Source organism: Rhodospirillaceae bacterium (assembly GCA_016722635.1).
Lineage (GTDB): Bacteria > Pseudomonadota > Alphaproteobacteria > JAEUKQ01 > JAEUKQ01 > JAEUKQ01.
This window is the reverse complement of the sequence record JADKIX010000010.1, coordinates 70799-90791: the sequence shown is the minus strand read 5'-3', so window position 1 is coordinate 90791 and position 19993 is coordinate 70799. Positions and strand designations below refer to the sequence as shown.

Sequence of the window (19993 nt, the reverse complement as noted above, 5' to 3'; positions counted from 1 at the left end):
ATGGCAGATAAATGCCAATGTCATCTAATTCCCTTTTGACAACCCTAGTTTTTGTTAAAAGCACGGTATTCTTCCCATGTTAATTTTTTGCGCTTGATGATTAAGGGAGAGATGGTCGTGCCCGCCCAAAAAGATTTATTCATCCCCCTGGCCTTGGTTTGCAGCCAAAGGAAAAGGATATTAAATTGGTTCACATCCTTCCGAACAATCGCCCGGAAAATATAATGAACCGGCACGCAAAGAAGCAGATAAGCAAAGTTTTTGCTGATAATAAAAATAATCATGGTCATCAAACAATTCAGGACCATCGCAACCGTAGGCACACCCAGCATCATGGCGGGCCTGGTGCAAGCCAAGAATAAGGTATGCCTATTCAGTTGCTGGTTATCCATATTATTTGCCCCGGATTATTTACCTTGAATCATGTTAACGATTTGCGGGGCGCCAAAAACCAAGGCAATCCCAATAATGATAAAAAAGGCCTTGCGGATATCCAACCCCCCAAACATCCAGCCAAATCCTGTAATAACCACGGCAATGATGGCAATCGAAGTACCCCAAACCCCCGTCAGAAGATCAATAATTTTCTGTAACACACCCCCGATATTATCGGTAACTGGTGTAGCAGAAGCTGGTTCCATAAAAGCTAATCCGCAAACGAGTGTCAGAATAAAAATTTGAAAAAAGTTTTTTGGCATTTATAACTCCCATAATTAATGTTCTATTTTAAACCAGGTGCGGAAACCTCCGCCCTGATAGGAAATATCGATATAGTTTGGCTTGTCCCTTTCCCTGGCAGGGATATCGTAGGGAACTTCACAGCTTCTGCCGATGACCTTGTCATCTTCGCGACAGGGCACGGTAATTTTCTTGGTTAGATGACGGCAGACCGATGTCGTCACTTTTCGCCCGTGATCTTTGTACTCCTCCCAAGTCGTCACATCGGTTAACCGAAAGTCAGCTGGGCATTCCTCATAACGTTCATACCCAATTTTTGACATGCTAATCCCCCCTTCTTCACAAGTTGGGAAAGGCTTCCCTTTTGCTAAAGCCTCCCAAAGTTTTTTGATAGGTTCCACGCATTCCTTAAATTGGGTAGGGCCACCAGGGTTGCTCAAACATAAAACGACCTGGCATCCCCAATCTGATGCGTAGGCCGTTTCACCCATAAAAAAGAACAAAAAAGAAAAAAATAGTTTCTTCATGAAGATCCTCATTATTGTTTACAACACCTAATTGTTATTTACAACACCTAAACACTGAAAAGTTAAAAAGTGTTTTAATAATGCGGATGATAATGAGGAATTTAAATATTGAGTGTGATCAATAACACTATTGAAAATTATTTCATTGGGATGGATTTAGTCATATTACCTGATCAATGACCATCTAAAAGACTATATTAGCAGCCAATAAATTCTAAAAAATGTTATATTGGTAAAGCGTTTATAAATTGTCCAAATGACTAAAATCAATGGGTCTGTCCTGAATTATGATAAGAAAAAGCAGATTAAGGGAGCAAATTCAGGAACGATTAACAAAGCATTTTGTAGCTGGAACGAGAGCGCGATGTGCAGGATAATTAGTGGGGGTGCATCGCAATAAGACCGTGTATTATTGGCAAAGCTGGGTATCTGGATACAATGTATGGAATTGCATCTGATCATGATTGGAACCCTATGCAAAAAGCGGCATGATGCAAATTTAATGGTATCCCAAGGCCAATTTTGGCTGGTTTTAAAGGGGTGCTAGTGGCGTTGATACCCATCCGCAAGCCCAATTAACTTAGCTGAAACAATGGGCTAAACTATATCCATCCTAGTTATCCAAGCCAGCCCCTTTCCTATTTATGGATCATCATCAAAACTGCCTAGAATTTGTTTCATTCCGACGGGATTATTTCTTTCAACTTGAAAAACTGCCAATCACGCCAATAATCAGGCGCCACGTTCATCATCACCCGTAGCCCTTCTAAAGGCATATAAGCTAAGTAACCAATGGGTTGAGTGGTGGATGCGGTGATGGTTAAATCATGCTGTAACAGAAATGTGCTTTCTCCTTCGAATCCTCCATCATCTGCTATATTAATGAGGCGGATAGTATAATCCATCATAACTTGGGATACGCTCTTTATTCCCTCGGGATCGTCATAGTAATCCTCAAAACTGTGAACCGGGGAAACATGGGCTAAAATCACTTGACTGATTGGAGTTTGGATGGTTGACAAAATTTCTTGGTAGTCAGACCTTTCTTGCTGCCACCATATATTCCAATCCTTCACTAAAGAATTAAATTTCAATAATCCTAATGAGAATCCTAATGAGCTATCGCCAGAAAATACAATTGCCAACTCCCCATTCCCTAAAATAAGGGGTTCATATGACCAAGACCTTTGTGTTTCTGCATTCAGACTGCGGTCATTTTTCTCAAATACTGAACTATTAAATACTGGGTGGAATTTTTGTTGCTGGGGACCGATTTGATAAACAAACATCTTGGGATATATTTCAGAATCAACAACAATAGGTACCGTCACATAAATGGAACCCTGCTTGTTTGACAGAATTCGTGGACGATAACGTTCGGAGGTGACCTCGACTTTCGGGAATTGTTTACTGTCCCCTTGGATGATTTCTGAAATCGGGGTTTTCCATATAGATTTTCCCTGTATGTCTACCTGAACGACATATTCCCCATCAAACAACAAGTACCCCGCCTGATTCTCTACCATTAAATCGCGATACGGCACGGTAGGGTAGATATCACCCCCTGGAATCAGTTTTTCTAAAAGAATCGAATGGTCATAAGACCATATGATACGACCTTCCTTGTCCAGCAATTGGAGCAGAGCCATCTGTTTATTTGCATCACTAGCAGGATCGATTTTAGCAACCAGCAATTGACAATTTCTTAACCCGGCTAAAGGAATTTGATTATCTAAGGAAGGATAATAGACCTGGCCAACATCACATCCCTCTAATCCCAGCCAATTCTTTTTTTTGCCTTCAACACTATATTTGTCTTGGTCGGATGCCTCACAATAAAGCCAGTATCCTTGATCTGGAAATGACCCGCCGATACAACGCGAGGAATATAAATAACTTTGCTGGATTAGGGCAGGCGAAGGTTGCAAAATAGGCATTTCCTGCAATTGCCAGCCACCTTCGGCGGATATGATTGGATTTTGAGCGACTAAAGTGGTCGGGAGAAAAAAGATTGCCCAAAGAAATAGGATTATTCTCATTTTAGCGACTCTTAAATTAAAAAAGAACCCGTTTATTAAAATTTTCTTGAGTTTAATAAAGTGATTCGGGCTAGATATCAAGTGGACCGAGGCCGCAATCACTTGCCCAAAAAATCCCGGATGGGGGCAATTAGGGGAATATCTGCGGGTGGCATCGGGTAGCGCGACAATTGATTGGTTGCCACCCATTGCAGTTGCTGGCCTTCTTTGCCCCTAACCTCACCTTGCCAACGACGGCATACAAAAACCGGCATCAACAAATGAAAGGCACGATATCGATGGGAAGCAAAAGTAAAGGGCGCCAAACATGCCTCCTTAACGGTGATATCCAATTCTTCAAATAATTCCCGGATGACGGCTTGTTCCGGGGTTTCACCCGGATTAATCTTACCGCCCGGAAATTCCCACAACCCCGCCATTGCTTTTCCCGCTGGGCGTTGCGCCAACAAAATCTGATGGTCTTGATTGAGTAAAATGGCAGCCCCCACCAAAAGGATAGGAACAGGGGATATTTGGCGTTTGAACCAATTATCGCGACTTAAACTATACGTATCTAATTCCACATTTTCTTGTCGAACGGGGAAATATTCCACTTTGGAACCAATCGGCTGAAACCCATTTTTTTTCAGCACCTGCTTTGATGAAAAATTTTCTTGACGGACATGGGCCTGTAATTGTTGGATGGGAAGAAAAATAAAAGCATGTTCAACAATCGCTGCCAATGCTTCACTCATATATCCCTTGCCCCAAAAAGGCTGGCCCAGCCAATACCCCACCACCGCTTCTTTTTGGGCAAATTCCCAAATAAAACTGATGCAACCAACCAATTGCTGGCTGTTTTTTTCAATAACCACCCAGACATATTCCCCTTCCCTCACCCGCTCGGGCATAGCAGCAATCCATTCGCCTGCCATTGCGATGGTATAGGGATAAGGGATGCGGGCAGTTTGTTTGGAAACTTCGGGATTATTGACCAATCGGTAAACAGCTTCCTGGTCACTCAACTGCAGTTGCCGCAATTGCAGACGAGTGGTCTGCAAAGGGCAAGCCAATAAACTAGCTACGATAGGAGGCGTTGACATCAATATATCCATGGGTTAAATCGCATGTCCAAACTTTCGCTTTACCCGTGCCGATCCCCACATCAACCTCAATATTGATTTCTTTGCCTTTCATATGCTGGGCAACGGGTGTTTCATCATAGTGCGGCAACCGCAAGCCATCTTTGGCAATTTGCACCCCACCAATGGCAATGGATAATTTATCCCGGTTGGCTTTTTGCCCTGACCGGCCAACCGCCGCCACAATGCGTCCCCAATTGGCATCTTGCCCGGCAATTGCGGTTTTCACCAAGGGTGAATTGGCAATCGTTAAGCCGATTTTGCGGGCTGCTGCCCTCGAAGCAGCGCCATTGACCTGAATGGTAATGAATTTGCTAATTCCCTCACCATCCTTAGCCACTTGACAAGCTAAATCAATTAATGCTTGGTCAAATTGATAGCGAAAATCAGCCAGAAGATTGGGATTTTCTAGGACATCCTCATGCTGAGCTTCGCCGGTTGCACAAGCAATCAAGCTATCACTCGTGGAGGTATCGCCATCAACAGTGATGCAATTGAAGGATTGATCAACCGCCCGGTTCAGGAGTTTTTGCAAGGTGGCCGCAGGAATTAGAGCATCCGTTGCCACAAAAGCCAGCATGGTAGCCATATCAGGCGCAATCATGCCGGAACCTTTGGCAATTGCATTGATCGTTACACTAGTCCTACCGATTTTGGCTTGCCTTGTCACCATTTTGGCAAAGGTATCGGTGGTCATGATCGCTTGGGCTGCTGCCTGCCAATTATTTTCGCCCAAATGAGCCATGAGGGTTGGAATTTTTCCACGGATAAGGTCATCTTTCAAAGGCTCGCCGATCACCCCGGTTGAGGCCATAAAAACCTGATTGGGGGAACAACCAACATGATGGGCAACATCTTGCAGGCACCTGGTCACCGCATCCTCCCCTGCCTTACCTGTGAAAGCATTGGAGTTGCCAGCATTGATGAGGATCGCCCGCACCGTCCCTTGGTGTAAGTTCTGACGGCAACGCAACACCGGGGCAGAAGCAGTCAAGGATTTGGTAAAAACTCCAGCCACATTGCTGGAAGCGGGGAAAACCATTAAACACAAATCATCCCGGTTTTTGTATTTCAAGCCACAATTGGTGGTGCTAATTTGCACATTTTTTAACGCTGGCAAAATTGCCAATTGTTTGGGAGTAAAGGGGGAAAGATGAGTCATGGCCATATCCTGTAATAAGTGACCTGATGTTACTGGCTGTTTTTTATTTCAATAAGCGCTTCGGTGGGTGCCGTCAACTACTTGTCCTGATATTCCCTTGCAAATTCCCTAAATACCAGCTTAACTCTTCGTTCCCAACCCTAACAAACATCATTTTTTCCGGTATGTTTCCCTATTGATGAAAAATTTTGTTTCCATCTTGCTGTCAGCAATGATAGGATGACGAACGCTATTGGTTAGACGAACGAAGCTTTTATGTGGCAAAAATGTGCCTTGTAATATGGGGCGGGCGTGTTTATATCTTGCCAACCGGATGCCCTTTTCCCCGGTCTGCGATTCATTGAGGATTAAATGCCGATAAATCTTTTGAAAAAACTTTTTGGTTCCGCTAACGATCGTTTTTTAAAGTCTTTGCGGAAAACTATCACTCAGATTAACCAGCTTGAACCATCTGTTAAAAAGCTATCTGACCAGGAATTGTCGCAGCGGACCATATGGTTGAAAGAACGGCTGAAGCAGGGTGAAAAATTAGACGCCATATTACCAGATGCTTTTGCCACCGTCCGTGAAGCAGCTGTAAGGATTTTAGGACAACGTCATTATGACGTGCAATTAATTGGTGGAATGGTCTTAAATCGCGGCATGATTGCCGAAATGAAGACGGGGGAAGGGAAAACCCTTGTATCCACCTTAGCTGCCTATTTGAATGCGCTGTCGGGCAAAGGTGTTCATATTGTCACCGTCAATGACTATCTGGCAAAACGCGACGCTGAATGGATGGGGCGGATTTACAGCTTTTTAGGTTTAACAGTTGGCGTGATTGTGCACGGGTTGAACGATGATGAACGCCGGGCCGCTTATCTCTGTGATATCACCTATGGCACGAATAATGAATTGGGCTTCGATTACCTACGCGATAATATGAAATACCGCTTGGAAGACATGGTACAACGGGATTTTAATTATGCGATTGTGGACGAAGTTGATAGCATTTTGATTGATGAGGCCCGTACCCCTTTGATTATTTCGGGGCCAACGGAAGACAATTCAGAACTGTATACCAAGATTAACGTTTTCGTCCCAAAGTTAGGAGAGGGCGATTTTGAGAAAGATGAAAAAGCGCGCCAAGTCACTTTAACCGACCAAGGCATTGAAAAATTTGAGGGATTGTTGCGGCAAAGCGGGTTGATGTCAGAGGGGTCATTATATGATTTACCTAATATCGGTTTATTGCATCATATTCAAGCAGCCTTAAGGGCCCATAAATTATTTGAGCGTGATGTCGCTTATATTGTCAAAGATAAGAAAATTGTCATCATTGATGAATTTACCGGTCGTATGATGGAAGGTAGGCGTTATTCAGAAGGGCTGCATCAAGCCTTGGAAGCCAAGGAGAGCGTGCCAATCCAAAATGAGAACCAAACATTAGCCTCAATTACCTTCCAAAACTACTTCCGTCTGTATCCGAAATTATCCGGGATGACCGGCACCGCCATGACAGAGGCATCTGAATTTGCCGAAATTTACAATTTGGACGTGATTGCCATTCCGACCAATCGCCCGATGCAACGGAAAGATGAACAAGATGAAGTTTATCGGACAGCTAAGGAAAAATATCAATCCATCATCAATTTGATTTTAGAATGCCGGAAAAAACAGCAGCCCGTCTTGGTCGGCACCGTAAGTATCGAAAAATCCGAAGTGATCGCGCAGCTCTTAAAAGCTCGTCATATCGACCATCAAGTGTTAAATGCCCGCTATCATGAACAAGAAGCGGCAATTATCGCCCAGGCTGGCACGCCAGGCGCCGTCACTATTGCCACCAATATGGCAGGCCGCGGCACCGATATCCAATTGGGCGGCAATCTTGATATGCGTATCCGGCAAGAAGTGCTGGATAGCGATAGTGATGACGTGAAAAAGCGCAAAATTGAAAAAATTAAGGCAGAAATTGAAGCCGCCAGGAAAAAAGTGTTGGATGTGGGTGGCTTATTTATTATCGGTACCGAGCGTCATGAAAGTCGCCGGATTGATAACCAGTTGCGTGGCCGTTCTGGACGTCAGGGCGATCCAGGGATTTCCCGGTTTTTTCTGTCTTTGGAAGATGATTTGATGCGTATCTTCGGATCCGGACGTTTGGATGCTTTATTGGTCCGCTTCGGGCTTAAGGAGAATGAGGCCATCACCCATCCTTGGGTTAGCAAAGCCTTGGAAAAAGCCCAGGAAAAGGTTGAAGCCAGGAACTTTGACATCCGCAAAAACTTGCTCCGCTATGACAATGTCATGAATGACCAACGCAAAGTCATTTATGAGCAACGGCGCGATTTGATGAAAACCACCAGTGTGCGCGAGATGGTGGATGATATGCGCCATCAGGTTATCCAAGATTTAACCGCCACTTACCTGCCAGCCAAATCTTATGCAGAAGAATGGAATATCAAAAGCCTGCATGAAGAATCTATTCGCCTATTAGCCCTTGATTTGCCCCTACAAGAATGGGTCAAAGAGGATATTACGGCCGTTGAAATTGGAGAACGCTTGACTGAAGCCTCCAATGTCAAAATGCAAGAAAAAGAAAGCAAATACGGCGCAGGAATGCTGCAATTTGCGGAAAAAAGTATTTTATTGCAATTACTGGATCAAAACTGGAAAGAACATTTGCTAAGCTTGGATCATCTGCGGCAAGGCATTGGCTTGCGTGCGTACGGCCAACGTGACCCTTTAAACGAATATAAACGGGAAGCATTTGACATGTTCTCGGGTTTCTTAGGTAAATTACGCGAACAAGTAACAGCGGTTTTGTCGCATTTGGAAATCCGTACCGATCAACCAACTGCAGCATTGCCGCAGGCAGCAGCGCGCAATCGCCCGACTGACAATAGAAATGACCCTAACCCCCAACGCCAACTGCCGAGTAGTGCTGGTCATTTGCAAAGCCCAGCCAATTCTTCGTCTAAACTGCCACCTAATTGGCAAGCAACCCCCAGGAATTCTCTCTGTCCTTGCGGATCAGGCAAAAAATTTAAACAGTGTCACGGGAAAATTTAAAATTTCCTGAGATACCTGTTTGATCGGAAAAATATAGCGCCGAGTTCAATAATGCTATATACATCAATGTAAGATTTTATATTACCGCCCATTAAAGGAATTTTACGATGCGTCAGTGGATCATTGGTATTACCCTTTTATTTGTCTCTACAAACATGGCGGCAGCTCAAACGCCTGCAGAGAAAGCAGCAGAAAATGAGCTTTATGCTCAAGGCTTAACTGCAGAGGACGAAGTTATTGCTGTTTTAAAGAATGATAAATTAGAACTTTATCAAACAGAAGTTGTCAGAGACTCTGTGGTATTTTACGATGGCAATGGCAAATTGCTTGAAACACCCGAAGATTTTGCCAAAGCCAAATATTGGATTTTCCCTTGGACGACTTATGCTGGTGCCGTTCAAATGTGGAAATTGCAAGGATATGTTTTCAAATCCGATATGCAGTTAGATCAAGAGTTTTATATTGAAGGGATAGGCGATCGGGTTCCAAGGACCAGCTGGCCTAAAGAGTAATGAGGTTTAAGATTGTAAAGCCTGCCTTAGGCTTTTTTGTTTCTGGCACACTTAGAATTACCTTTAAAAATACCATCGATTGATGTGACTTATCGGCTGGAGAGTTTTGTTAAGGCAAAATGTTGGCCTTGAAGTTGATTAAAACAGTTTTTCAGAAAAACAGCCAAGGCAATTCCTTGGCTGTTTTCATTTCTAGTGATTAGGCCTTTATTCCGTTGGCAGTGAAGCCACATTCGGCTGTACCACACAAATATTTTTTGTGATCACGTCTTCACCTGTACATGAATCCAACAAAACCAATCCTTGATATCCCAACCGCAGGTCGAATGGCATATCGCCGCCGCCATTACGCCCCCATTGCTCACCTGGGTTCCTATCCCCACTACCTACGGGATCAAAAGATGGATTAACCGGGTCTGCCTTGCCTGAATCTGGCCCCGGATTATTGGGTTCTTGCGGATCGTTTGGACCTTGCGGATCTGTCGGGCCTTGTGGATCTTCAGGGTTATAACCCGCAAAAGCAGGTTGTTGCATAGTTTGGCTTAGCAGTAAGATACAAGATATTGCCGTTAAAGCATTAGATAGTTTCATCATTCTTCTCCTGGAAAAATGTTAAGGTTTAAACTTCCAGAAGCTTTTCACAAATGACAGCTATTTTCTGTGGTTTGACTGACTATAGTTTCTTATAAGGATTATTATAAAAACTCATGAAACTTTCTGAAACCCGCCAATGCCATAGGGTTATAAAAAAATCCGCCTGCAGCAGCGCAATTAATGTGCCAATGAAATTACTTTTGTTTTTTTTACCGCACCATTTATTTGCCTATCAACAACTCTATTTTACCCGGAATATCTCATTCTACCCTATCCCCCTATACCAGGCGCCTTACAAGAAGCACAGCAGCAGATTCTGGTTTAAACCAGTTAAAACTAAATTTAGTTTTGGTTGTTTTATTATTGGCAGAAAGCCTGATCAACTGGTTTACAGAAAAACAGCGAAGGATAACCCTGGCTGTTCTATAGATCTGGGCCATCGACAAAAGCAGGTTGTTGCACAGTTTGACTGACTAATAAAATAGGTGACATAGCTGTTAAAGCATTCGATAGTTTCACTATTCTTCTCCTGAAGAAAATTAAAATCAGTTTTTGATAAATTCCTAAGCACATTATAGCTATTTTTTTCCAAAAATTAACTTGATAATTTTAGATCCACAATCCGTCATAGAAATTTTAACCTCAGCTAATGCTGGGAATGTAATGAAGACAATCAAAAATGCTTGTAAAACTTGCTTCTATTCGCTTTAAAAAATTTTGGCTTTAAGCCGTTAATCGCTGGATAAGGACAATAAAAGCAGCGAGTAAGATGATAAAAGACAGGATGACGAAAAAAAATTGTCTTTTCAATCGCCCAAACATTTTATTGATTTGTTGGTAAAGTAAAAAAGCCCCTCCAAATAAAAGAGCCAGAACAATAACAAAAACAACCACCAGCAGCAGCACAACCAATGTACCAATAAAATGACTTTTGTTTTTCACGGATGCATGCCTGTATTGTTTGTAAACTCGTTATTCTTGGAATGGCTACCAGCAAAACAGATGAAAGAAAGAAAAAGACTGGCTGAACGAAGAGTGGCAGAACCAAATGCCCCCAAACACCACCTTATGACAATCTATATAAACAAACGACATAACGTGCAAAAATTGGCCTTCTACCCTCCTCCTCCAAGATATTCCTATCCTTTTTTTGCTGTTTTTCCGTGGTTGGCCTTCTTCTCTTCTTTTTCCTCGTGATGTGAGGCTGGCTGATGAGAAGATTTTTACCACCCCCCCCCCCTTTAGAAGAAGATTTTGAATGCTCGTTGGCTTTTTCAGCCCCCTCATCCTGTCGCTCATGATCGGTCGTTTTGCTATCCGCGGAAGGGTGCTTCAAATGGCTTTTTTCTTTTTGGCTTTTCTTTTTCCAAAACATGAAGGCACCGGCCGCAATTGCCCCCACTGAAACGGCAGAAGCCAAAATTGATATGATTTTAGAATTTTTCATGATATGCCCTTTTCTATCATTTATTGGTTTGCTGGTTGATTGTTGCCGGTTTTGTCAGAACGCAATAACTTAGCAACAATTAAAATGATGCCTACTGCTATATAAATAATTCGTACCTTTTCCTTGAAGCTTAGGCTATTTTCTTGGTTTTTATCGGCCTTGCATTCCCGGTTTTTCAAAATTTCCCGGAACTTTTTAATGATGACATACAGATAATAATATTTGGCCAGTGTTCGGAAAAAACCATTGTTCTTTTTTGACATATTGTTCTCTCCATTCTTTTTCCCCGCTTTAGGGAACCTTATTTTTTCCAATCTTTCAGTATATCAAATATTTTAAGGTTAGTGAAGGATTTTAATTGTTAGAGATTGATGGCCAATGATTATTCTTATAAAAGGTCACTAAAAATCATTGGGGGCAGCACAGGGCTGATTTTTTATCTTTATTTCTCAAATTCAAGCTGGCATGATGCATGCGTGTAAGGACGGGTGGCAGAGCGGCTGAATGCACCGCACTCGAAATGCGGCATACTCGTAAGGGTATCGGGAGTTCAAATCTCCCCCCGTCCGCCAGCTTTCAGCATAGAAACTGCCTGCCCTACATTTTTTGGTTTTAAGATTAAGTGATAGGCGATGAGGATGGCCAGACAACTAAACAATCTTACGCCCCCTCATACACCAAGGTCGTCATCATCCCCGCCATCATGTGATAGAGATGGTGGCAATGGAATGCCCATTTGCCAAAATTATTGGCGTCAAAATAATATTTGCACGCCCGCCTACCGGTATCCACAGCGTATCCCGTACCGCACCAGCTACATTTTTGTTATTGATCTGAGTTACCTGAAACCGGTGGCCATGTAAATGAATGGGATGACCCATGCTGGTTTTATTGGTGATTTGCATCCGCACCCTTTGCCCCAATTTCACTTGAATCGGTTGATCAGGTTTCCCCTCCTCATAAATACTCCATTGATAATTGTGATCTTCCCCCAGCAGCACTTTTATATCCCGATCAATTTTTCTGTTGGGCAGGGGTTTTAAAGCCTGCAACCGCTGTTCAAAACCCGTCCCCACGGGTCGTGCTGCCACAGTCGCTTGGGTGCTAATTTTAGCAATGGATTGGCCTTTGGTGGCTAAAATCAAGCCAGTTTGTTGTTTTTCCCCTTCCCGCTTTGCAAGAATTGGAAAAACACCGCCATGTTTGGGAACAGAAACCAAAATATCCAAGCGTTGAGCAATCGCTAAATCGATGACCGAAAGGGATACGGGCTTTATATCCATGCCATCAACCGCAATAACCGAGGCATGTAAACCCCCTAAATCCAGCAAGAAATTGGTGGTGGCCGCGGCATTAATCACCCGCAAGCGAATGGTTTCGCCATTTTCCAGTATCACCACTTCCGGATCATCCAGGGTACGTTGGTTGGCCAAAAATGCATCGGGCTCCAAATCATGGAGATGGGCCATGGATACGCCCATATTCATACCCTGATGATGGACATACGGTCCTTCTATGTTTCCCCGCAATTTCTGATAAATTTCCTCCGTTTCAGCAAAAATAAAATCCTGCAAAAACAAGATAACTTCACGGTACGCAGGATTGGTTTGTTGGGGTTGGATAATTAAGGGAGCGGCCAACAATTTCTGTTCCTGCATACCAAAATGCGAATGCATCCAATGAGTGCCCGGTTCATCCAGTGGAAAATCATATAAGAAAGACTGGTCCGGCTTGAGGGCTGCTTGGGATAATTCCGGCACCCCATCTAGATGAGGGGGTGGGGTTAAGCCGTGCCAATGGATCAGGGTGTGATCAGCCAGTTTATTGGTTAACCGCACATAGAAACGTCCCGGAGCCGCAAGGGTGAAAGGATAAGGAATATTTGATTCCAACGTAAAAATTTTTGCAGGTTTTTTGTTGATTTCAATAATTTTGCTAATCGCTTTCAGCTGGATGGGCTTACTTTCCTCTGCCCATAATAATGATCTGGGCAAAATGCTAATTGCTGTGCCAGCTATCGTTGTCTTGATAAGTTGCCGCCGCGTAATCATCATTTCCTTACCCTTTCTATTATTGGCAGCAATTAAGCAATTTTCGCCTCATACCCCGCCTGTTTTAAGGCCGGAAGTAACGCCGGTGGTAATTGCTTGGCCAGGGTATTGATGGTTGCGGTCTGCTTTTGCACATCAACCGTGACCGAAGCATCCGGCTGATGCTGCTGGATAATTTGACGGATAACATTGGCGCAGGACCCGCAATGGATAGTGGGTATTTTAAGTGTGATCATGATTATTTATCCCTTACGTTAAATGATGGTACTTATCTGTAAGAATTATAATTTTAAAAGCAGATTGTACAACCTCCCCTCATGGCAAGGTCAATAGCAAATATTTACGGCCCTATGATAGCGAAACTTGGGGTAATCAGGGTTTGGCAGCAAAAAATTTATTTTTTGTGCGGAATATCCTTGACCTTCCCCCATGGGGAAAGCTTATGTAGAAGATAAAGCACCTATCCCTATATTTTTTCTTTATTGATAAAGGGTTTAAAAATGCCTAATCCAACCCATGATGTTATTTTACCGATAGAAGGCATGACCTGTGGTTCCTGCGTCAGCCGGGTGGAAAATGCCTTGAAAAAAGTAGCCTCGGTTGGGGATGTAGCTGTTCATTTAAGTAACCAACAGGCTTTCATCAAGGCCAGTAAGGCCGTGGCGCTTAAACCGCTGGTAGAGGCGGTTAATAAAGCAGGTTACCGGGTTCCCCAATCGCCTCTTGATTGGCATATTGCCAATATCAGCAGTGTGAGGGACACCCAGCAAATCGAGCAAACTCTTGGTCAAACCCCCGGCGTGATTGATGCCACCGCTCATCTCGCCACCCATCAATTACAGATAACCTATATTCCGCAACTGGTTTCACCAACAACATTGGCAAAAGCCCTTGAGAAAATAGGTTATCCGCCGCAATCCATCACCCCCGAATCGTCCATTGCCCACCAGGCGGCTGGTTCCCACGGGCCAACCTCACCCTCCCCTCATCAGCAGCATTTGGAGATACTAAACAAGCCTGAAGAATTAGGAAAAACTCGCCGCAAGCTATTGTTTTGGGACATTCCAGATTCGCGACTGTTTTTATCGTTAGGGAGCGCTTTGATCCTGACCATCCCGATGATGGGGGAATTATGGGGTGTCCATATTCATCTACCCCTGTGGATGCAATTGTTGCTCGCCAGTTTGGTGCAGTTCTTTGGCGGTTATCCCTTTTACCGGGACAGTTGGCGGGCTTTGCGGGCGGGTCATAGCACGATGGATACATTGGTAACCATCGGCACAACCGCGGCTTATGTTTTAAGTTTAGTGTTATTTTTTACCCCGTCTTTATCGACGATGGGTTCTTATTTCGAAAGTTCAGCAGTAGTGATTGCCCTGGTCTTATTAGGGAAAAGGTTTGAGCAACGGGCGTTGCGGCAAACCAACCGCTCCGTCCATGCCTTAATGAACCTATGGCCACAGCACGCTTATCAGTTCCTGGACGGCCAATTGGTTGAAATATCACCCGACGATTTGCAGCCCCAAGACAAAATTGTGGTACGGGCATTTGAGCGCGTTCCCGCCGACGGGGTGTTGATCAAGGGCGAAACCACGATTGATGAATCTTCTATCACGGGTGAAAGCCTGCCGGTTGCGAAAAAGCGGGCGATCAAGTCATTGGTGGCTCAACCAATATGGGTGGGTTAATTGAGGTTGAGGTTTCAGCCAGTAAAAATAGCGGCTTTTTATCGCGAATGATCCATTATGTGCAGCAGGCCCAAATGGAAAAACCACCTATTCAACGGCTGGTTGATAAGATCAGCGCCATTTTTGTGCCAATCGTCCTGGGCATTGCCTTCCTAACTTTTTTAGGATGGTACGTTTTTGGGCAAGATGCTGGCTTAGCAATTTTGCATGCCATTGCCGTGTTGGTGATTGCTTGCCCCTGTGCCTTGGGGTTGGCAACCCCAACCGCCCTTACCGCAGGTTTAGGGATTGGCGCTAAATATGGAATCTTGGTCAAAAATGCCCACAGCCTGGAACAAGCCAAAAAGATCAAGGTGGTGATTTTTGATAAAACCGGAACCCTGACGGAGGGATTGCCCTCCATCACCCAAATCACCCCAAATGCAGGTGCAACCGTTCCAACCATGATGGATATTGTTTACCATATCCAAAAAAGCAGCACCCATCCCTTGGCGCAAGCGGTCATGACCTGGGTAAAAAACAATCCCCTATCCCCCTTATCCGGCAGTGATCCGGTAGTTGAACAAAAAATTGGTAAAGGATTGCTCGCGAATTTTGGCCAATCGCAATTTGTTCTCGGAACGGAGAAACTGTTATCCGAATATGGCCTAGATACAGGCGCATTGAAAGCGGAGGCGCTTGCCCTTGAGCAACAAGGCCATACCATTTCTTGGTTAGGGCAACTATTGCCAGAAAAGAAAATCATCGGCTTTATGGCATTCCAAGACCAGTTGCGGCCTACCGCCGCCCAAGCCATCCAAACTTTACAAACACAAGGCATTATCACCGCCTTGATCAGTGGTGACAACCCGTCCATTGTCGCCTTAACAGCCAAGAAACTTGGTATATCGATTGCTAAGGGTCGTGTCTTACCGGAAGAAAAAGCTGCGTTCTTACAAGAAATGCGGCAACAATATGGGGCCGTGGCGATGGTGGGTGACGGGGTCAATGATGCGCCAGCCCTGGCCAAGGCGGATTTAAGCATTGCTATCTCGGGAGGCAGTGATGTGGCTATGAACACGGCGGATATTACCCTGCTGAACCGCAATCCCATTTTGGTGGCGGATATTTTGAAGCTCGCTTTATTAACCCAACGAAAAATATGGCAAAACCTGTTTTGGGCGTTTATTTATAATATGGTTGGGATTGTTTTGGCAGCCTCAGGACTTTTAAGCCCGATGATTGCTGGGATGGCCATGGCTTTCAGCAGCGTGAGCGTGATTACCAATGCCCTGTTTCTTTACCGCTGGAAACCAGCTTCAGCCTTGATTCAAAACTTATCTACCCTATTGCCTCAAATTCCCCTAGAAGAGAAAGGCGCTCATCATGTATAAAATTCATGAAGCCGCCAAATTAAGCGGCTTAACCAGCAAAATGATCAGGAATTACGAAGGGCTGGGACTACTCGGCACCATTGCCCGTTCCCCAAAAGATTACCGGTTGTACAGCGCAGATGATATCCATAATCTAACGTTCATCCACCGCGCCAGAAATCTGAATTTCCCCTTAACCACTATTAAAAAATTGTTGGCTTTATGGCAAGATTCAAACCGCTCCAGCCGGGAAGTTCACGATATTGCCCAAACCCATATCAGCGAAATCAATCAGCAAATCACCCACCTGCAATCGATTGCCCAGGCTTTACAGAAACTCGTGAATTGCTGTAAGGGGGATCACAAACCCTCCTGCCCGATCCTTGAGGATTTAGCCAAACACTAGGCTTAGCTGCGCCGCGGTTTATAAAGAATCATCACATTCCCTGCCAAAACCAAGATCACCCCGATAATAACCAGCAATGACCAATGATATTGTTCATATATTGTTGAAATTACCAACGCCACTAACGGATATAGAAGGCTTGAATAAGCTGCTTTATCGGCCCCTATTTTTTGAATGAGGGAAAAATACGTGGCAAAACCAATAATGGTTGCAAAAATAGACAGGTACATCATGGAGGAAAGATAGCGAGCCGACCAATCCATTGTGATTGGCGTTCCTTTTACAACGACAAATAAGGCTGAAAATAAAGTGCCATACATCATTCCCCATAAAGTTGAGGATATAATGGGGACCCCCACCTTATGATGACGCACCGCCACCATGGTGCCTAAAGAAGCACAGATGGTGCCAAGCAGAGACAAAGCAAAACCAATCCAAATTTCAGCAGTGGCATTCACCTTCATGATTTCCGGCCAAAACACAAGCGTTAGCCCCGTCAACCCGATCAAAGATGCTATGACGGTTTTCGCTTGAATAGGCTGGTGGAAGAAAATGGCCATATTGACAATATTGACCCCTACGATAACTGACAGAGCCAGGGAAACCAACCAACTACTGGGCAATTTTTGGGTAGCCGCATAAAAGAATTGATAGTTTAAGGAAAATTGAAAAAGCCCCTGCAAAACCAAAAATACATGGTCGCGTTTTGAGAATTTCAACCGCCTTTTGGTAACCACACAGAATATTCCCAAAATAACGCTGGCGATCAGGAACCGGTATACAACCGATACTTCCGGTGCCACGATACCTAATTGCATTTTAATGCCAAACCAGGAAGTACCCCAGATCAAAACAATGATTGTGTATAAAAACGAAATATATAATGTCATTAATCAGACCTTCTTGACCGTAGGATTCGAAACTGGAAAGATGTATGCACGCCATAATTATAGTGATTTTCACATTTGCCAAAGGATTTTATGATGGTGGTACAAATAGGCCCTTCTTTACTGGCCGCAGATTTCGCCAAATTGGGGGAAGAGGTTAAGGCAATTGAAGCCGCGGGCGCGGATTTTATCCATTGGGATGTCATGGACGGGCATTTTGTCCCCAGTATCACCATGGGCCCCAGCATTATCCGGGCGCTTCGCCCCCACAGCCAGTTATTCTTTGATGTGCATTTAATGATCACGCCGGTTGACCCTTACTTAGAGGAATTTGCAGCAGCTGGTGCAGATAGTTTGATCATCCATCCCGAATCAGGCCCTCATTGCCATCGTTCCTTGCAGAAAATTCGCCGTTTGGGGAAAAAAGCGGGCATCGCCTTAAACCCATCAACCCCCTTAAACACCCTGGACTGGATTATCCCAGATATTGACGTGGTATTGGTGATGAGCGTCAACCCCGGTTTCGGCGGCCAAGAATTTATCCCGGAACAGCTGGAAAAAATCCGGCAATTACGGCAATTGTTAAATCATCGCTCGCCCAAGCGTTTGATTGATATCCAAGTGGATGGCGGCGTTAACAACAAAACAGCTGCCGCCGTGATCCAAGCAGGTGCCAACCGCCTGGTTGCTGGCACATCCATATTCCGCGGACCATCCAGCCAGTACAAACAAAATATTCAACAATTACGCAATCCTTAAGGTTTTTGTGATATGAGTAAACAATGGCTACAGCATGTATGGGAACTGACCCCCCGTTTCCTAACCAGCCGCCGCCTGCCACTTTGGTTGGTATGGCGGCGTAGTTTAAACTCCCTTAAAAATCTGTACCGCTACACCCCTTTTTACCGCTGGACATTGCCAACTCAAGCCAATCTTACAGTCAGTGCTTCTTTCCGTGATTTGTGGCCTGGAGATCCCCAGAAAGGCTCAGAAATACTCGCGGGTACTTTCTCATGCGGTTCGCTTAAAATTGCTTACCAAAATCTTTGGAACGATCCTGCTGTTCCTGATTATTTCTGGCGTGATTTCCATGGTTTTCGTTGGTTACGCGATATCAAGGCGGTTGACGGTCAACCCGCCTATAGTTTTAGCAAGCAAGTGATCAGCGACTGGCTGCACCATTACCAGCATATCAAGGGAATTGCCTGGGAGCCCTCTGTGGCGGCAGAGCGGTTGAATGAATGGATCAATTGCCTAAGTTGGTTTTCTAGGGAGAATGATCCTGAGTTTTTAGCGGTTTTTATGTTGCAGATAAAAAGGCATTGGATCCATTTAAAAAGATGTTTGCCTGGAAATTTATTCGGCTATCAGCTATTGCGCTCCATCAAAACTTTGCTGCGGGGCTGGCTGTTGCTGAATGAGCAGCTGGACACCCCCCGTTACTTTTTCCGCTTATTTGAGGAAGAATTAAGCAGGCAAATCTTGCATGCTGACGGATATATCGAACGCTGCCCCTCGCATCAATTATATGTCCTCGAAGATTTGATCGATCTATGCGCTGCCTTTGCCGATAACAACCAGGATGTTCCTTTATCTTGGCAAGAATCCCTTACGAAGTTAGCAGCAGCAACTTTTTATTTACAACAACCGGATGGCGGGCTGCCATCCTTTAACGGCAGTACCCATGAAGACCCCCGGTTGGTTAGGCAGATTTTAGCAGCGACCGGCCTTAATCCCCAAGAACTACCGGCGATCCAACAAGCGCATATGGGTGGCTATTGCAGGCTGGAAGCCAATCAAACCGTATTGATCTTGGATACCGGCGTTTTACCGCCACCTCCCTATGACCATGATATGCATGCGGGCGCTTTAAGTTTTGAGTTAGCGGTGGGTTTCGAGCCAATGATTGTCAATTGCGGCCATCATCCGGCCTCCGCCTGGCAGGATGTGCAACGTTCGACCGCCGCCCATTCCACCCTGGTCATCGCAGACACCAATTCCTGCTTTTTGGGCAAAAAAGGCGGCGTGATCAAAGGACCAAATTCGGTCCAGTGCCAGCGCCAAGAAGAAAACGGCAATATCTGGCTCGAGGCCGTCCATGACGGCTATAAAAAAATGTTTGGGGCCATTCATACCCGTCGCCTGTATTTGGCCAATCATGGCTTTGATCTGCGGGGCGAAGACAGCGTTAAAAGCGCGGGCGGGCATAAGCTTGTGGTGCGGTTCCACTTGCACCCCGCTGTTGCTGTCCATATAGAATCCGCCCAGCAACAGGCAGTATTGCAATTGCCAAGCGGGCAAATTTGGCACCTGCGTACCACCACGGGTGACGTGATTGCCGAGGAAAGCGTTTATTTGGGCAAGGACGGCACCTTGGAAAAAAGCCAGCAATTGGTCATCACCAATTTACCCACCAATCCTGAAATCACCATCAAATGGGCGTTAACGAAGAGTGTATAATTAAAGCTTCTGCTAATGCAG

Annotated in this window: 20 protein-coding genes and 1 tRNA gene; 8 read left to right on the top strand and 13 right to left on the bottom strand. The window is 44.7% G+C overall.

Annotated features, from left to right (window positions below; all coding sequences use genetic code 11):
• Positions 1-44: 44 nt before the first annotated feature.
• From IPP67_04600 to argJ, 6 genes are all read right to left on the bottom strand, one after another.
• On the bottom strand, positions 45-392 hold the full coding sequence (locus IPP67_04600; GenBank protein ID MBL0338451.1) for a type IV secretion system protein VirB3: 348 nt from the start codon (positions 390-392) through the stop codon (positions 45-47).
• A 15-nt stretch (positions 393-407) separates the two neighbouring features.
• Entirely contained in the window at positions 408-698 is a 291-nt protein-coding gene (locus tag IPP67_04595; protein MBL0338450.1) for a TrbC/VirB2 family protein, read from the bottom strand.
• A gap of 15 nt (positions 699-713) precedes the next feature.
• Positions 714-1205, bottom strand: a complete 492-nt coding sequence (locus IPP67_04590; protein MBL0338449.1) for a hypothetical protein — start codon at positions 1203-1205, stop codon at positions 714-716.
• A 677-nt stretch (positions 1206-1882) separates the two neighbouring features.
• A complete protein-coding gene (locus tag IPP67_04585) occupies positions 1883-3244 on the bottom strand; it encodes a hypothetical protein (GenBank protein ID MBL0338448.1) in 1362 nt (453 codons plus the stop codon).
• A 98-nt stretch (positions 3245-3342) separates the two neighbouring features.
• Positions 3343-4326 (bottom strand): 8-oxo-dGTP diphosphatase MutT, encoded by a 984-nt coding sequence (mutT, locus tag IPP67_04580; protein MBL0338447.1) that lies wholly within the window; start codon positions 4324-4326, stop codon positions 3343-3345.
• The gene (gene argJ, locus IPP67_04575; GenBank protein ID MBL0338446.1) at positions 4301-5533 is read right to left on the bottom strand and encodes a bifunctional glutamate N-acetyltransferase/amino-acid acetyltransferase ArgJ; all 1233 of its coding nucleotides are present in this window, start codon (positions 5531-5533) and stop codon (positions 4301-4303) included. The genes mutT and argJ overlap by 26 nt, the downstream gene beginning before the upstream one ends.
• A gap of 345 nt (positions 5534-5878) precedes the next feature.
• Between argJ and secA the strand changes: the two genes are divergently transcribed.
• Positions 5879-8575, top strand: coding sequence for a preprotein translocase subunit SecA (gene secA / locus IPP67_04570; GenBank protein MBL0338445.1), 2697 nt, complete (start codon positions 5879-5881; stop codon positions 8573-8575).
• 107 nt (positions 8576-8682) lie between these two features.
• Positions 8683-9087, top strand: a complete 405-nt coding sequence (locus IPP67_04565; protein MBL0338444.1) for a hypothetical protein — start codon at positions 8683-8685, stop codon at positions 9085-9087.
• A 207-nt stretch (positions 9088-9294) separates the two neighbouring features.
• Here the strand turns inward: IPP67_04565 and IPP67_04560 are convergent, their stop codons facing one another.
• From IPP67_04560 to IPP67_04545, 4 genes are all read right to left on the bottom strand, one after another.
• Positions 9295-9681 (bottom strand): hypothetical protein, encoded by a 387-nt coding sequence (locus IPP67_04560; protein ID MBL0338443.1) that lies wholly within the window; start codon positions 9679-9681, stop codon positions 9295-9297.
• A gap of 723 nt (positions 9682-10404) precedes the next feature.
• Positions 10405-10623: a hypothetical protein gene (locus IPP67_04555; GenBank protein ID MBL0338442.1), complete on the bottom strand. Its 219-nt coding sequence runs from the start codon at positions 10621-10623 to the stop codon at positions 10405-10407.
• A gap of 124 nt (positions 10624-10747) precedes the next feature.
• Positions 10748-11128, bottom strand: a complete 381-nt coding sequence (locus IPP67_04550) for a hypothetical protein (GenBank protein MBL0338441.1) — start codon at positions 11126-11128, stop codon at positions 10748-10750.
• A gap of 20 nt (positions 11129-11148) precedes the next feature.
• A complete protein-coding gene (locus tag IPP67_04545) occupies positions 11149-11391 on the bottom strand; it encodes a hypothetical protein (GenBank protein MBL0338440.1) in 243 nt (80 codons plus the stop codon).
• Positions 11392-11610: 219 nt separating this feature from the next.
• On the opposite strand from IPP67_04545, the gene IPP67_04540 reads away from it, so the two are divergent.
• A tRNA-Ser gene (locus IPP67_04540) sits at positions 11611-11700 on the top strand.
• 129 nt (positions 11701-11829) lie between these two features.
• Here IPP67_04540 and IPP67_04535 read toward each other — a convergent pair.
• Positions 11830-13182 carry a multicopper oxidase family protein gene (locus tag IPP67_04535; protein ID MBL0338439.1) on the bottom strand — a complete coding sequence of 451 codons (1353 nt, stop codon included), beginning with the start codon at positions 13180-13182 and terminating at the stop codon, positions 11830-11832.
• Positions 13183-13211: 29 nt separating this feature from the next.
• Positions 13212-13415 carry a heavy-metal-associated domain-containing protein gene (locus IPP67_04530; protein MBL0338438.1) on the bottom strand — a complete coding sequence of 68 codons (204 nt, stop codon included), beginning with the start codon at positions 13413-13415 and terminating at the stop codon, positions 13212-13214.
• Between the two features lie 264 nt (positions 13416-13679).
• Between IPP67_04530 and IPP67_04525 the strand changes: the two genes are divergently transcribed.
• Genes IPP67_04525 through IPP67_04515 form a run of 3 tightly spaced genes read left to right on the top strand, consistent with a single transcriptional unit; the run spans position 13680 to position 16625 of the window.
• Positions 13680-14867 (top strand): cation transporter, encoded by a 1188-nt coding sequence (locus tag IPP67_04525; protein MBL0338437.1) that lies wholly within the window; start codon positions 13680-13682, stop codon positions 14865-14867.
• Positions 14855-16240, top strand: a complete 1386-nt coding sequence (locus IPP67_04520) for a heavy metal translocating P-type ATPase (GenBank protein MBL0338436.1) — start codon at positions 14855-14857, stop codon at positions 16238-16240. The genes IPP67_04525 and IPP67_04520 overlap by 13 nt, the downstream gene beginning before the upstream one ends.
• The gene (locus IPP67_04515) at positions 16233-16625 is read left to right on the top strand and encodes a MerR family DNA-binding protein (protein ID MBL0338435.1); all 393 of its coding nucleotides are present in this window, start codon (positions 16233-16235) and stop codon (positions 16623-16625) included. The genes IPP67_04520 and IPP67_04515 overlap by 8 nt, the downstream gene beginning before the upstream one ends.
• 2 nt (positions 16626-16627) lie before the next feature.
• On the opposite strand, the gene IPP67_04510 is transcribed toward IPP67_04515, so the two are convergent.
• On the bottom strand, positions 16628-17515 hold the full coding sequence (locus IPP67_04510) for a DMT family transporter (protein MBL0338434.1): 888 nt from the start codon (positions 17513-17515) through the stop codon (positions 16628-16630).
• A 90-nt stretch (positions 17516-17605) separates the two neighbouring features.
• On the opposite strand from IPP67_04510, the gene IPP67_04505 reads away from it, so the two are divergent.
• A complete protein-coding gene (locus tag IPP67_04505) occupies positions 17606-18271 on the top strand; it encodes a ribulose-phosphate 3-epimerase (protein ID MBL0338433.1) in 666 nt (221 codons plus the stop codon).
• 12 nt (positions 18272-18283) lie between these two features.
• A complete protein-coding gene (locus tag IPP67_04500) occupies positions 18284-19972 on the top strand; it encodes a heparinase II/III family protein (protein MBL0338432.1) in 1689 nt (562 codons plus the stop codon).
• Positions 19973-19993 lie beyond the last annotated feature (21 nt).